Below are 15,564 nucleotides of genomic sequence, written 5' to 3' on the forward strand. Positions count from 1 at the left end.
ATAGGTGTAACACCTCTGTTCCATTCCCTCCATACCATGATATTGATATTTTGCTACCCATTTGCTGATATCGCTTTTATGAATACAATATGTTTCTGATATCTCATCAATGGATTTTCATCTTTGGCAACCGTTTTACGGTTATACCTTTATCTGCTCTTATTTTATCACAATCTGCGGATTTGTTAATCCTCAAAAATGTTTATTCTCTTGGAAAAACGTGTTCCCTTATGTCTCAATTAATAAAACTGCCGCGGCATGCATAGTATAGTACTATCAAAAGGTAAAAGAGGTTTTTCATATGATTGTATTTCATTTGCACCGCGGCACTGTTGCCCGATATGTCTTGTCCTTCTGTTTGATAGCTGCCTTTGTGGGAATTCTGGTACACGGTTTTTTCACGGATGCCGGACAGCCGGCCGACGCCGCTGTGGCGGATTCAATCCCTCTGCCTGTGGTAATGTACCATCATGTACTGGAAAGCGGGAAATTCGGAGACTATGTCATATCCACCCAGGAACTTGAAAATGATTTGAAATATATCAAGGAAAAAGGGTATGAAGCCATCCTGATGCAGGATCTGATTGATTATGTCAACGGTAAAAAGGAGCTGCCCGCAAAACCGATTCTTGTCACTTTTGACGACGGATATGAGAGCAATTACAAGTATGCGTTTCCGCTGCTGAAAAAATATAATATGAAGGCGGTCATCTCAGTCATCGGATATTGGAGTGAACTTTATTCCACGGAAACCCATAAGCATATCAACTATTCCCATCTGACCTGGGAGGAAATCAAAGAACTGCACGATTCCGGCATCGTTGAAATTCAGAATCACACCTATAACCTGCACAGTCTGGAAAATCGAAAGGGAACCAAGATGCAGAAGGGGGAAACCTTTGAACATTATTCCGATCTGCTGAAACAGGACTTGGGAAAGAATCAGGAACTGCTGTGCAAGGCAACCGGCGTTTATCCCAATACGTTTACCTATCCCTTTGGCTATGTATCCAAGGAATCCTTTACCATCATAAAGGAGATGGGCTTCCAGGCAAGTTTGTCCTGCGAGGAGGGAATGAACCATATCACCCGTGATCCGGAATGTCTGTATATGCTCAAGAGGTACAACCGCCGCCATGGTGTGGGGACACAGGCTTTTTTTGATAAATTATTAAAGGATTAAACGGGAAAATCATTTCAACGGAGCAAAAGAGATTTTGCAGAGGAGAAGGATATTTTTTCGTGAGGTTATATTTTTGTCCTGCCGGGAAATACTAAAGAAAAAAAGTGAGTTGATTGGATGCTGCCTGAATTAAGCCGGCAGGTTGAAAAAATCCTGAATCCGGAAAAAAGCTTTGATGTCATAAGAAAGAATACAAAGATCGGCGGAAAGGACGCCTGCTATTTCTTTGTGGACGGTTTCATGAAGGACAGCGTCATGGAGCGGCTTCTGGATTTTTTTATCTCCATCGATCCGCAGGAAATGGAGAAGCTGCATGACGCGCAGTCCTTCGCCGATTCCCAGATTCCGTATATCGAGGTCGAGCTTTCGCGTGACAAAGAAAAGATTGTACAGCAGGTGCTGAGCGGACCGACTGCATTTTTTATTGACGGATATGAGGACTGCATCATGATTGATGTGCGCACCTATCCGGCAAGAAGTCCGGCAGAGCCTCAAAAGGAACAGACGATGCGGGGTGCAAGGGATGGTTTTGTGGAAACCATCGTGTTTAACACTGCCATGATTCGCCGAAGAATCCGCGATCCAAAGCTGGTCTTTGACATGCACACGGTGGGGAATCGCTCGAAAACCGATGTGGTAGTGGGATATATCAGTGATTATGTGGATCAAGAACTGTTAAAAAAGGTTGAAGATACCCTGGAAAAAATCGACGTGAAATCCTTGGTTATGGGGCAACAAAGCTTGGTAGAAAGCCTGATAAAGTCCAAATTTTTTAATCCTTTCCCAAAGGTGAGGCTGACAGAACGCCCGGATGTGGCGGCGGCTTCCATTCTGGATGGCAAGATCATTCTGATTGTGGATAATTCGCCCAACTGCATCATTCTTCCCACCACGATTTTCGATTTTATCCAGGAGCCGGGAGATTACTATTTTTCACCTATTGTGGGAGGCTATCTGCGGCTGGTGCGCAATGGAATTTTCGCCACCACCCTGTTTCTGACGCCGCTTTGGTATCTGCTTCTGATGCACGGGGACGCATTGCCCCAGTGGCTCCAGATTGTTAAAGTCAATGAACCCAATGCGGTGCCTATTCTTCTGCAGCTTTTGATACTGGAGATTGCCATTGACGGGCTGAAAATTGCTTCTTTGAACACGCCGGATATCCTGAGCAATTCGCTGAGTATCATAGGAGCCCTTCTTTTGGGCGAATTCGCGGTAGAGGTGGGGTGGTTCGTGCCGGAAACAATCCTGTATATGGCCTATATCACCATTGCAGGGTTCACACAGCCCAGCGTGGAATTGGGGTATGCCGTCAAATTTATGCGGATACTGCTTCTGCTGTTGACCGCATGGCTGGATTTGGCAGGCTTTATCGGCGGGCTTGTGCTGATTTTCATCATTTTAGCAAGCAATAAGACCATCAACAAAAAAGGATATCTGTATCCTATGATTCCCTTTCATGCGCATGAGTTTAAAGTGCAGGTGCTTCGCATGAAGCTGAAGAGCAAAAGAAGCGGAAGATAAAACAAAAAGCCAGCGTTTAGCGGATATGCTGTGAGTAGGCCTCCCTAATGGTTATGCGGCGAGGGAGATTGTTTCGGAAAATAATCGGAATGAAAGAATGATATCGCACAAAAATGCCAGGGAATTTTACTTCCCTGGCATTTTGACTGCAAAAAATGATTCTTCTATATCCGAAAAAGTGAAAATTCTCGCTATATAAGAGATCGGCAGCAGATTGCTCAATCCGTTTTGCGGTATTCCGCCGGCGTCATACCGGTTTGTTTTTTAAATACCCGGTTGAAATAGGTCACATTATTGAATCCGACCGCCATAGAGATGCTTAAAATGCTGTTGTCGGTCATTTTCAGCATTTTGCAGGCGGTTTCCACGCGGATGTTGTTCAGATAATTGGTAAAGGTGGTTCCTTCCTGCTGTTTAAACAGCCTGCCCAGATAGGTTTCATTCAAATAATACAGACGGGCCAGATGGGACAGCTTTAAATCCTTGTCGTAATACTGCGCGATATATTTTTTCAAGGCTTCCACTGCCCAGTGGGTATCGGAGTGAACCTTAATTCGAATCGTCTGATACAGAAGACAAATATAGCTGGAGATCAATTCTGCCATTTGTGTGAGAGGCTCCAAATGTTCGACAGGGCACAGATGCTTTGCCTCCTCCAGAAGCAGATGTTCATCCACCTTGGTGAATTTGACCGTGCGGTGGATATCCTTTGCTAAATCTCTCTGGCGATAGTGCAGGTTACCGATAAAAATAACGCAGACGACTTTCCCTTCAATGACAACGGGAGTCACGACCTCATAGACTCCCAGCGGACAGGCACCGTGATAGGATTCTTTTGTCTCTATCGCTTTTTCCAATGCAAGATATTTGCAGGCCAGGCATAGCTGCATCCCTTTGGAGGTCGTTTTTGCAGCGTTGCAAATATCTCTGGAGTGATATTCATAAGGAGAGCCGATTTGATAGGATTCATATTCCAGCAAACCGGAAAGATCGTGAATACAGATGTGGTATTGTTTTCCATCTCCGAGCAGATGGACCAATTCTCCCAAATTCATCACCTTCAAATGGATTTCCTCCTTTGTCCAAGTTTTTCAAATGTTAAACAGTTTTGCATTATCTATTGATTATTTTATCAAAAATATCAGATTTGTTCAAGTTTTTCAACAGTTTTGTATAAGAATTCTTTTGGCTTCTGTGGTTTAATAGAGACATAGAAAGAAGCCAAGGCAACAGAAAGAGGGATAAAAATGGAGCAATATGATTTGATCGTGTCCGGCGGTGGACTGACCGGATGCGCGGCGGCAATCGCGGCGGCGCGGGAAGGGAAAAAAGTTCTGCTTCTTGAGCAGTACGGCTTTTTGGGCGGCGCAGCAACCACGATTTTTGTCAATCCTTTTATGCCTTATACCATACAGGATGAAGAGGGGAATCAAACCCCTATCAATACCGGCATTTTTTCGGAAATTCTGAAGCAGCTCAGAGAAATGGGCGGCTTCCACAAAAATGAATTGACATTCAATGAAGAATATCTGAAATTAATACTGGATCGCATGATGCGCAAATACGGTGTAACCGTTTTATTCCATACCTTTGTAACCGGGACGAAAGTGGAAAATGGGAAAATTGTTTCGGTTCATGTGGCAAACAAAACCGGCAGTTATGACATCGGCGGAGATTATTTTATTGATACTACAGGGGATGCTGACTTGGCAGCCCGTTCCGGATGCCCGTATCATTTGGGCAGAGAAAACGATCAGATGTGCCAGCCGATGACGCTGTGTTTCCGTTTGGGAAATGTGGACACCTCAAAGCTGCATGAAATCAAAACCCATATTCCCTCTGACAATCCCAATTTCAAACAGCGGGAAACAGCGATGCTTCACGGCAATCATATCGACATCAATGCATTATACAAAAAATTTCAGGACGAGGGAAAAATCAAAAATCCCCGTGAGGATGTTTTGATGTTCACCCATATGGCGGATGGGGTGGTTCACTTTAATTCAACCAGAATCATCAAGCGCTGTCCGGTGGATGCGTCCGATGTAAGCGAAGCAGAGATGGATGCCAGAGAGCAGGCCTATGAGCTTTATCTTTTTATGAAAGAGCATGTGGAAGGGTTTGAAAACAGTATGCTTTTATCCTCGGCACCGCAGATTGGCGCCAGGGAAAGCCGTATGATCAACGGGCATTATACCATTGTTCAGCAGGATATCATTGACTGTACGAAGTTTGAGGATTCCATTGCCCGGGGCGCTTACGGCGTGGACATTCACAGCCCGGACGGAAAGGGAACCACAATACATGACATTCCCGTAGGAGAGTACTATACCATTCCGTACCGTGCCCTGATACCGCAAAAAGTCAGCAACCTGATTGTAGCTGGCAGATGCATTTCTTCTGTTCATGAAGCACAGGCGGCATACCGTGTGATGCCCATTTGCTGCAGCATGGGGGAAGCGGCAGGACTGGCGGCGAGCATAGCTCTGGCAGACGGAGCGGAAGCAAAGGATGTCGATATTCAAAAGCTGCATAAGCTGTTGGATAAGTATGACTGCTTGTATTAAAACGCCTATTTTTTCACAGCCGCGGCGTAAAAACTGCGGTAAAACATTTATATATATTTTTTTCACAGATTGCTGAAATCCTGCGCGGCTCCTCATGCGCAGAGATTTATTCCCACAGTGGTCAGTGAAACTCCCTCAAAGAAACCATAGTTTTCCCTATGGTTTTTTTGTTTTGCAAAAATATATTTTTCTGAGAAATCAATGAAAACACTGCAACCTTTTTAAAATTTTGCCGTCTAACAGGCATAGAGGGGCAAACCCTATAATGTTCAAGCATTAGAGAGGCGGACTCTCTAATGCTTCACCATAAAGAAATGAAGGAGAACGGAAACATGAAAAAATGGTATTCCAAAAGTGTTGCGGCGGTTTTGACAGCGGCTACGCTTGTTGCAGGCAGTTTTTCCGCATATGCGGCGCCGACTGATATCGGCGGGCATTGGGCAGAACAGATTATAACGAAATGGATTGATGCGGAAAAAATCAAGGGATATCCGGATGGAAGCTTTCAGCCGGACAACCGTGTGACCCGTGCGGAGTTTGCGCAGATTCTATTTAATGTAGTGCAGAAGACGCCGCCTGCCCAAGAGACGGATCATACCTTCACCGATGTGAACCAAGGCGACTGGTTTTATGAAAGCGTAATGTATCTGATGCAGGCAGAGGTGATTGCGAAGGCGGAAGAGTTTTATCCGGAAAGCTACATAACCCGTCAGGATGCTATGACCATGATTGGCAGAGCTTTCTATGTCAGAGCTTACGGCACCGAAGCGATAGAGAATTTTGCCGATTATAAGGATATTTCCGATTACGCGGCTGAAATTATAGCAGGTTTGGTGGAGGAAGGGTATGTAAACGGTTACGAGGACAATACCATCCGTCCATTAGGGGAGATTACCCGTGCGGAAAGCGTTAAAATTTTAGACGGACTCAATTTGGTGCATGATAAAAATTCGCTGGAGGGCATTATGGAGCGGATTTATGCCGGCGTTGACGAGCAGATGCCCAAGGTTTCCAACATAGAGATTACCGAGGACAGAGCGGAATATTTTCTTGGATTGAAAAATTTGGATGATATTGAAAGGGCAATTGCCTCTGAAGCCATGATGGGATCTATCGCCCACTCCGTTTGCCTGGTTCAGGTGAAAGAGGGCGGCGATGTGGACGCCATCAAGGAAGAGATCCGCACATCTGTGAACCCGAGAAAATGGATTTGCGTCGGTGTGGAGCGTGACGAGGTCATCGTCGAAAACCGCGGTAATTTAATTCTGCTTGTAATTGACCAGATTGCGCCGAAAAAGATTGCGGAAAGCTTTATGAAGCTGGATCTCACGGAACAAAAACCGGTGTTGGTTCCGGACGTAGATAAGCTGATGTACACCGACGGCTATTATATGGATTATATCGGCGAGCTGCGCCCTCAGTCGGTTCAGAATTTTGCCGACAAGGTGGAATCGTTGACTGCACAGTATCTGCAGAACAGCTCCGGTGTTTACTATTCTATTATTCCGAGCAAGAGCTACTTTGTGAATGACCGTGTGCAGGCTCCTTTTGATTATGAGCAGATGCAGTCTATTCTCAATCAGAATATAAAAAGTGCGACCTATATCAATCTTTTTGATACCCTGACATTGGAGGATTATTATAAAACAGATCCGCACTGGAGGCAGGAAAAACTGCAAAAGGTAGTTGACCGTCTGGGCGAAAATCTGGGATTTCAGATCGATCTTTCCAAAAACAAAGCGAACACAGTGGAAAATTTTATCGGACAGCACGGATACAAGAAAGAGAATTTTCCTTCGGAACAGTTGGTTTATCTGACAAACGATTCGATTGACAATGCTGTTGTCGAAAATATAGAAAACAAGGATTTTCATCAGGTATATGATTCGGAAAAATTGTCATCCAGTGCTCCCTATGATTTGTTTTTATCCGGGCCGACACCTCTTCTGACCGTTACCAATGAGAATGCCGCTTCGGATAAGGAACTGATTCTGTTCCGGGATTCCTCGTCCAGCAGTTTGGCACCGCTGCTGATTGAAAACTATAAAAAAATCACTTTGATTGATATCCGATATATGATGAGCGCAATGCTTGGAAGCTATGTCAACTTTGATGGAAAAGATGTTCTTTTCCTATACGGAGAGCAGATTATCAACAACAGTGAGATGCTGAAATAGGGAAACGGAAGATCCTTATCGAAAAAACTGCTGCAAATTTGAATTTGCGGCAGTTTTTTTATAACATAGGAAATTGTGCGAAATCGTGCGCAATTGCATGTTTCAAAAAACAGCGTGCGAAGCGCGGCTGCGTTTTTCAGAATGAAAAACTTTTTTATAGCTGCGGGCAAGATGTCCCCCGCCTTTTAAGGCGGCGAGTTCCATATCCGCGATCAGCGGGAGTGCAATCTCTCGCTGATCGCGGCACTGCTATGCAGTGCCCTTGTCCTCGTTGAATGACGGGGCAAGCCCTTATTAAACATAGGAAATTACGCGAAATCGTGCGCAACTGCATGTTTCAAAAAACAGCGTGCGAAGCGCGGCTGCGTTTTTCGAAAAGAAAAACTCTTTTATATGCAAAGGCTTGAAAAGCGTCCCACATTCTGTTTTTTGTAACGGAAGCGGATATAGTCAAATCCTTTCCGACTGTTTTATGTGGCGAAATATGCAAAAACTTTCAACCGGTTTTGTTGGAAATAGACAAAATAAACAGGGGAATTTCTATTAAACAAGAATGGAAATGTCTAGAATAAAGCCGGATGTTGTGCTATAATGATAAAGAACAAAAATAAAACTAAAAATGGGAGGTGTTTGAATTTGATTCGTACAATGAAATTCAAACGAGTTCTCGCGCTTATGGTATCATTCATGATGGTGCTTTCAAGTGCAGTAGCTACCTTTGCCTCAGGGGATACTTCGGGGCATTGGGCAGAATCGGATATTAACTATCTGGTTTCGAAGAACTATGTCAAGGGCGATGACAATGGGGATATTCGTCCTGACGAAAACATCACGCGGGCTGAATTTGTCACTGTAGTAAACCGAATTTTTGGTTATACCCAAAAGGCCAGTTCCAATTTTGCAGACATTAGCGCTTCCGCGTGGTACTACGATCAATTTTTGACAGCAAAGGCACACGGATATCTTTCCGGCGATGAAAACGGCAACGCGAATCCGGACAACCTGATCACCAGGGCGGAAGTTGCTGTGATTGTCTCCAGAATTATGAACCTTTCAACAGCAAATCAGCCGTCTTTTACAGACGCTGCCGACTTCCCGGAATGGGCATCTGGTGCGATTGCGGCTCTGTCTGAAAAGGGACTGATTTCCGGCTATGCAGACGGCTCTTTCGGCGCGAACGCGCTGATTACCAGGGCGGAATCCTTTGTGATTTTTGCGCGCATTGTCAGAGAGCAGACAGATGATGACAACAGCGGCGCCAATAATTCCGGCAATGTTGTGGGGCCGGGTTATGGCGGCGGAACAGGTTCTTCCGGCGGCAGTTCCGGCGGAGGTTCAACTGTCGTTGAAAACAATAAGGTCACCATTACCCGTGCAAATGCCGAAACTGGTCTGAACTGGACGAGTGTAAAAAATACGCTCAAATATCAGATTTCAATTACACACGAAAAGACAGGGATTGAACATATCTATTATGCTACCGAAAACAAATTCAGTGTAAAAGATATTCAGGATGAAATTCTTCCTGCTCTGGAAGATTTGTCTGCAAAAGAAACTTACATAGTTAAAGTAAAAGCTTTGAGAAATTCACCGTACAGCGATACAGCATATAGTACACCAGCTACATTGACGTTTCAGTTTGACAGCATTGCCCAAGTTACTGGTGTCTCTATCGAATCGGTGAATGAATCTGCCACCGAACAATTTTACTTAACCTGGTCACCGGTAGAAAATGCTTCTGGTTATGTGGTAACGATCAAAAAAGGTGAAACGGTATATTACACCGATACCACTACTAACACAAACATTGATATAACACAAATAATTGCACAGACAGGGATTGATGCAAAACTGGTCGCTGAAATTCAGACTTTGTCCGATGCTATCATTGATTCCGAAGTTTTGAGCACGGAAGTGACCCTTCCCGATTTCGGAGGCGGTGACGGTTCTGGAGCAGATCCTTATCTGATTTACAATGCAAGACATTTTGAAAATATAAAGAAAGATGTATCCAAAAATTTTGTTGTAAAAAGAGACATCGTGCTGCCTGACAGCTATGCGCCGATTTCTAATTTCGAGGGTACATTAAAGGGCGATGTGGACGGGGACAGAGCGATCATAACGGTCAACATCAATATGCCGGATGCCTTGAATGTCGGCTTGTTTGGAGAAACCGGGAAATGTACCATAGAAAACCTTCAGGTGGAAGGAAAAATCCTGGCCAAGGCTTATGCGGGCGGAATTGTTGGCTATTCCGGCGACACAACAGTCATCAATTGTGTGAATAATGCGTCTGTTACCTCTTTGAATAATTCCGGCACAAATTCATGTATCGGAGGCATCATAGGATATGTTAACGGCAACAGTGTTATTAAAGATTGTATTAATTTCGGAAGAATCGAGAGTACACTGGGGCGGAATACCGGAGGTATTGTCGGATATTCGACCAACAGTCCAAGTTTGGTGATAGAAAACTGCGAAAATAACGGTGATATTGTTGCTCATGACAGTAATATTGGCGGTATTGTTGGATATATGAACTTAGGACTTATCACAAAATGCAGAAACAATGGTACAGTAACTACCGATGCCAACAAAGCTAACGCCGGCGGTATTGCAGGTGCGAACTACGATCGCATAGAGCAGTGCTATAATACCGGTGCCGTAACAGGCGGGCAGTCTACTACCGGCGGCATTGCGGGTACACATTCCGGTGGAACCATGATCGGCGCATGGCTGAACAATAACTACAATACCGGAAAAGTTAGTCATGCGGGTATTGTGGGCGCAGCCGGCGGAAACAATGCAAAGAAGGTAGTGAAATTCAATTACAATGTCGGGCAGACGGAAGCAGGGAAAGAAGCGTTTTCAAGTGTGCCTGCTGACTCTGTTCTAGAAAGTAACTATTATTTAGATGAAACGGAAGCGGCGAATGAGTACGCGACTGGTATGACATCTGCGAAAATGCAGGTTCTTGAGAACTTTGTTGGGTTTGACAGGGAAATCTGGACAATCGGCGAGGTTCCGGGATACCATTATCCCACTTTAAAGAATAATCCGCACAAAGCACCGAGTACGGTTGTCATTCCGCTGAAAGCACCTTCCAATATACAGGTGCTTGAAAACAAAAATGTTATTACCGTTCAGTTTGACGGTGATGGCAGAGCGGTAAAACATATAGTTGAAGTTGTTTTAAATGGCGTTTCGACTCCCTTTGAGACGGCGGACGCATCTGTGACGAGTGTTGATATTACCAGTGCGCTGACACAGAAAGGCAGCTATACCATTCGGATTACTTCGATAGGCGACGGGGTGAATTATAAAAATTCGCTTGCAGCCGAAGTTACCTATGATATGATTGATCCCAATACGGTTACAGCTCCTACGAATGTGAATATAGCATGGGGCGGCTCCACCGGTACAGAGGATGATTATGTTCTCAGCTTTAATCCCGGAAGAAATGCCATTGCGCATGATATTTCCCTGCTGAAGGAGGGCTCTGAAGTCCCCGTAACAATCCATGACGTCACTGAGACTTCCGTGAGCTTAAAGGATTACTTGATTGGGCTTGAGAATGCGAATGTCGGCACTTATACTGTCACAGTGACAGCAAAGAAGGGTGAGAGTACCGCAACTTCCCTTCCAATTATCACAAACAGCGAATTTGCAGGTTCCAGAGAAAAAGATGGGGAAACTTATCAGCTGATCGGCTGTCTGCGTCATCTGTATAACGTGAAGGAAAACGGCAGCTATATTCAGATTGCGGATATCACCGAGCCTATGACCAAGCCGATTGAACTATTTAAAGGAAAATATATCGGCGATGGAGAAACACAGAAAATTGTTACTCTGGCTTTGGAGGATATGACGACCGAGGGAATGGTTGATGGAAGCGACATAAGAGCAATCAAAGGAATCGGAATGTTCCGCGAATTGCAGGATAATGTACTGATCGAAAATATCCGTACAGAGGGCTCTGTAAAGGGCAATATTTTAAACGGAGTCGGCGGGATTGCGGGCGTCAGCACAACAGATACAGCAATCACGATCCGCAATTGTGTGAACAATGCGGCGATCACTAAAGCAGCGAAGACAAAAGCCGGTACGGAAGGCACCGGCGGTATCATCGGAAATCAATATGGATCAGCAGGGGTCGGTGCAAAGATCGAAAACTGTGTAAATCTTGGAGAGATTTCAGGGCTTAACAATGTGGGGGGTATTGCAGGGTATGTCAGAGCGTTTACAGTTGGCTGTGTCAATAAAGGCGGTATCCACGGTCAGAATGTCGGCGGTATCACCGGTGCCAACTACGGCAGACTTCTTCGGTGCTCCAACCATGCAGATATCAACATAGGCAGTAACAACACCGCAGGCGGAATCTCCGGTTTAAATTCGGGAGGAAGTGCGAAAGAAGACGAATATGCCTATAACATTATGGAGTGCTATAACACGGGGAATATCACCGGAAAAGAGAATGTTGCAGGGATTGCGGCGAATTATCAGGCGGGAAGCACAAACAATTTTTATGGTATCCGGGATTGCTATAATACCGGTAAAATCACAGGTGTAGACGCTGTCGGCGGTATCATCGGACAGTATGGCCGAAAGGGCAGAAGCGGAACGGCGATGGTTCATAATTGCTATGACGCGCAGAAACAGACCATGACTTTGGTTGGCAGAGTGGCAAGTGGTGCCACGGATAAGACGGATCTCAAAAATGCTTTCTTCCGGAAAGCCGATGATACTGCAACGGATGGATTTCATGGAGCGGCAAAGACACTGAATGAATTAAAGACTTTGCTGACGGACGAGGCGAGCTTTAATTCCAACGGTGTGTGGGTGAAAGAAGGCTCCTATATGCTTCCACAGCTGAAGGATAATAAACATATCGGAAGCAATCCGGAACCGGATGAAAATACACCGGTGGATACGGATATTTCAGCGTTGAAACCGCAGAATGTAAAGGTATCCGCAGACACTTCCGATGTTTATACCGTTTCCTTTGACGAGGTGGAAGGCGCAAATGCTTATGACATCTCTCTGCTGAAGGATGGAGCTGAGTCTCCGGTTGTGCTGAGCACGGATACCAACAGCGGTAATATCACCGATACGGTACTGGGAACAGAACTTGCAAATGTCGGAAAGTATACGGTGACAGTAATTGCAAAAAATGATAGCTATAACAGTCTGCCTTCTGACAGTGTAACATTGGATTCCCGTTATGCGGGCGGCGAGGGAACCGAAGCCGCCCCCTATGAGATTGCCAATGTGCGTCATTTCAAAAATATTGACGAGAACAAGGGCGCGCACTATCTTCAAATCGCGGATTTCACAATAGAGGACGGCTATACGCCGGTTTGTCCGGACTACAACAATCGTTTCACTGGCACATACCGCGGAAAACAGGACTTGGAAAACGGCGTCAAGTACCGTACCGTTCACTTCAACAATGTGACAGCGCCGGCACAGTTTTTTGGTCTGTTTGGTTCCGTCGGTGAAACTGCTGTCGTTGAATTTATCGGAACCACCGGAACGGTCAATTCCACTGCGAATTATGTAGGAGGCATTGCGTATCAAAATATAGGTGTCATTCAAAATTGTTACAGTTCTGCGAATTTGACAACCACTGCTTCTTATTGCGGCGGAATCGCCGGTGATAACAGAGGCGTTATCGAAAACTGTTATTCAACCGGAAATTTAAGCGCTGCTTCTTATGCAGCCGGGATTGCCGCCATTACCGCAAATGGGAATCAGAATGTCCGCATTTCAAAATGCTACGCAACCGGGGATATGACAGTAACCTCAAATTATGCTTGCGGAATCATAGGCGGCGTTGGAATGTCATCCGGGGCGTCTACAAATCTGAAGGTTGTCATTGAGGATTGCTATTTTACAGGTATGATCAACGGCGGAGGCCGCAGCGGCGGAATCATTGGTTTATCTGCGGACTGCAGCAGACAGGGAAAGGTAGAGGTTGTCCTGCAGAGAAACTTTGTAACCAATACGGGATATGCAAATAAAATTTACGGGTATGGTCTGAGCGGTACTTACAAAGATGAGAAAACCTTTAAAGCGGACAATGCTGAAAATTTTTATCTGACCGGAGGAACTGCTTCGGCTTATAACCGAGGAACCGGATTGTCAGCAGAAGAATTTAAAACGCTGATAGACAGGAATTTTGGGACAGCGGAATCTCCGAATATCTTATTCCCGTCAGATACATGGATATTAAAGGCTGGATTTGATTTTCCTCAGTTGATTTCCAATCCGCATGTGAGCGAATAAGTACAACAGTAGATGAAAAAGTAAAAAATAGTTAGGGGGATCGGAAAAAATCCGGTCCCTTTAACAAACTTAGAGGATTAAAAAATCGAAGAATTTTTAGAATAGAAATGGACGTTTTGCTTTTTCGATAAGAAGTATTGGCTCGGAATACAGCGATTCCGTAAGAGATTATACTTATACTGAAAAAAGAAAGGTGTTCCTGTCACTTGCAGAGGAGAAAAATAGCCCACGCTTCACAAGGTTGAAATGCTTATATCGCGGCTTTTTCACAAATCGTGCGGTAAAAGCGTTTTATCTTGTTGTAAAATATGCAAATACAGATGATTGAATGTACTCAAAATGTAATTCGAAAGAACATACTTCGACAGCTTGTAAAACAGAAATCAGAATACAATATAACTGCGGGCAAGGTGTCCCCCGCCTCTTAAGGCGGCGGGGTCCATATCCGTGATCAGCGGGAGTGTAATCTCCCGCTGATCACGGCACTGCTATGCAGTGTCCTTGTTCTCGTTGAATGACGGGACAAGCCCTTATTGAATAACTTTAAAAAAGGAAGGCGGCATAAAAAATGTTTCATAAAATCAGGAACTTCATAGACGAAAGTACAAAATATTTTTTGGAATGCCGTGAAAACGTTATCTTAGATAACCTTTCTCTGCTGAAAAAAGCAAATTACTGCGCATTGGTTGTTTTACTGCTTTATGGATGTTTTGGTGCTTTCTCTTTCCGCTCGTCTTCACTGACATTTACTTATCTGATATTTTTTGTTTTGCATGGAATGATGGCTTTCTTTATAAGGCATTATAACAGGCGTAAATATTTTTCTTTTCGCATGGTTCAGAGGCTTTGTATGCTGTTTGTTATATTGGTTATGAGCTTTATTTTGGTTATCAGCATCTTTCCCTTTCGGGATCGTCCTGCTATTTTTTTCAGTATTTTTATTATGGCTATCGGACAGATATTTATTTTTCCTCTTTGGGAAACCATAGCTGTGCTGACTGGCTTTGAAATGCTGTTTTTAATTTTATCCTTTTGCATGAAAACACTTGAAAGTTTTTCTTACGACTGGTTTGGCTCTGTTACAGCGTGGATAATAAGTCTTATACTGGCTTATTTGGTCTGGGAAATCCGGCTGCGCGAGGGAAGAATTCGGATGGCATTGAGAAAAAACAGTATCACGGATGAACTGACAGGCCTAAATAATCGGCGCTCTTTTGACGAACATTTAAAGGACATATTTCTTATCTGTGCAGAAAAGAGAGAAAAACTGGCGGTTATCATGATAGATATCGATGATTTCAAGCAGTTCAATGATACCTATGGGCATCCTGCCGGGGATGAATGCCTGAGAATGATAGGTTCTTTTATCCGAGATTATGCGACGGAGGAAGGTATTTTCGCAGCACGTTATGGCGGTGAGGAAATTGCTTTGATTGTTTCGGGTCAAAAAGCAGAAAAGGCGGTTAAATATGCCAATGAGATTGCAGAGGCAATCAGCCGTTTTTCTTTTCACTCGGAAGAAAAAGAAAGTATTCGTATAACAATCAGTTTAGGGATGGCGGTAAAGATTCCTGAAAATGGTCAGGATTATCTAAACATTTTAAAAGAGGCAGACTTGGCTTTGTACCGTGCCAAGAAAAGCGGAAAAAACCGCATTTCTATCTACTCTGAAAAAAAGATTGACACTTGAGTGTCAATCTCAGCCTGTCGAAAAACGCATGGATTCCATCAAGCGAATCCACGCGTTTTTGTGTCTATTGGGAATAAAAACATGAGTATCCGATGCAGCGTGCCATGGTTCCCATCCCGCCACTTCCACATGGCCAGC

The 15,564-nt window shown here is 44.4% G+C and carries 7 protein-coding genes; 6 read left to right on the forward strand and 1 reads right to left on the reverse strand.

Going from position 1 to position 15,564, the window contains the following annotated elements; genetic code table 11:
* Positions 1-301 precede the first annotated feature (301 nt).
* Together KQI32_RS11965 and KQI32_RS11970 are read left to right on the forward strand one after the other, a co-directional pair.
* Positions 302-1,183, forward strand: a complete 882-nt coding sequence (locus tag KQI32_RS11965) for a polysaccharide deacetylase family protein (protein ID WP_177691678.1) — start codon at positions 302-304, stop codon at positions 1,181-1,183.
* Between the two features lie 117 nt (positions 1,184-1,300).
* Positions 1,301-2,707 carry a spore germination protein gene (locus KQI32_RS11970; protein WP_177691679.1) on the forward strand — a complete coding sequence of 469 codons (1,407 nt, stop codon included), beginning with the start codon at positions 1,301-1,303 and terminating at the stop codon, positions 2,705-2,707.
* 218 nt (positions 2,708-2,925) lie between these two features.
* Here the strand turns inward: KQI32_RS11970 and KQI32_RS11975 are convergent, their stop codons facing one another.
* Complete coding sequence (locus KQI32_RS11975) at positions 2,926-3,762, reverse strand: helix-turn-helix domain-containing protein (protein WP_253291192.1); 837 nt, start codon at positions 3,760-3,762, stop codon at positions 2,926-2,928.
* 192 nt (positions 3,763-3,954) lie between these two features.
* Between KQI32_RS11975 and KQI32_RS11980 the strand changes: the two genes are divergently transcribed.
* The 4 genes from KQI32_RS11980 to KQI32_RS11995 all read left to right on the forward strand — a co-directional run bounded on the left by KQI32_RS11980 (position 3,955) and on the right by KQI32_RS11995 (position 15,426).
* Positions 3,955-5,274 (forward strand): FAD-dependent oxidoreductase, encoded by a 1,320-nt coding sequence (locus KQI32_RS11980; protein ID WP_216425604.1) that lies wholly within the window; start codon positions 3,955-3,957, stop codon positions 5,272-5,274.
* Positions 5,275-5,606: 332 nt separating this feature from the next.
* Positions 5,607-7,451, forward strand: coding sequence for a DHHW family protein (locus KQI32_RS11985; protein WP_216425612.1), 1,845 nt, complete (start codon positions 5,607-5,609; stop codon positions 7,449-7,451).
* Between the two features lie 636 nt (positions 7,452-8,087).
* Positions 8,088-13,736 carry an S-layer homology domain-containing protein gene (locus KQI32_RS11990; protein WP_216425620.1) on the forward strand — a complete coding sequence of 1,883 codons (5,649 nt, stop codon included), beginning with the start codon at positions 8,088-8,090 and terminating at the stop codon, positions 13,734-13,736.
* Between the two features lie 850 nt (positions 13,737-14,586).
* Entirely contained in the window at positions 14,587-15,426 is an 840-nt protein-coding gene (locus KQI32_RS11995) for a GGDEF domain-containing protein (protein WP_216425622.1), read from the forward strand.
* Positions 15,427-15,564 lie beyond the last annotated feature (138 nt).

It is taken from the genome of Acetivibrio sp. MSJd-27, from assembly GCF_018918095.1.
In the GTDB taxonomy this organism is placed as follows: Bacteria; Bacillota; Clostridia; order UMGS1840; family HGM11507; genus HGM11507.

What these genes read in the sequence shown, in the direction of transcription:
- KQI32_RS11970 (WP_177691679.1), top strand. Translation starts at nt 1,301, where the DNA reads ATGCTGCCTGAATTAAGCCGGCAGGTTGAAAAAATCCTGAATCCGGAA.
- KQI32_RS11995 (WP_216425622.1), top strand. Translation starts at nt 14,587, where the DNA reads ATGCTGTTTGTTATATTGGTTATGAGCTTTATTTTGGTTATCAGCATC.
- KQI32_RS11980 (WP_216425604.1), top strand. Translation starts at nt 3,955, where the DNA reads ATGGAGCAATATGATTTGATCGTGTCCGGCGGTGGACTGACCGGATGC.
- KQI32_RS11985 (WP_216425612.1), top strand. Translation starts at nt 5,607, where the DNA reads ATGAAAAAATGGTATTCCAAAAGTGTTGCGGCGGTTTTGACAGCGGCT.
- KQI32_RS11975 (WP_253291192.1), bottom strand. Translation starts at nt 3,762, where the DNA reads ATGAATTTGGGAGAATTGGTCCATCTGCTCGGAGATGGAAAACAATAC.
- KQI32_RS11965 (WP_177691678.1), top strand. Translation starts at nt 302, where the DNA reads ATGATTGTATTTCATTTGCACCGCGGCACTGTTGCCCGATATGTCTTG.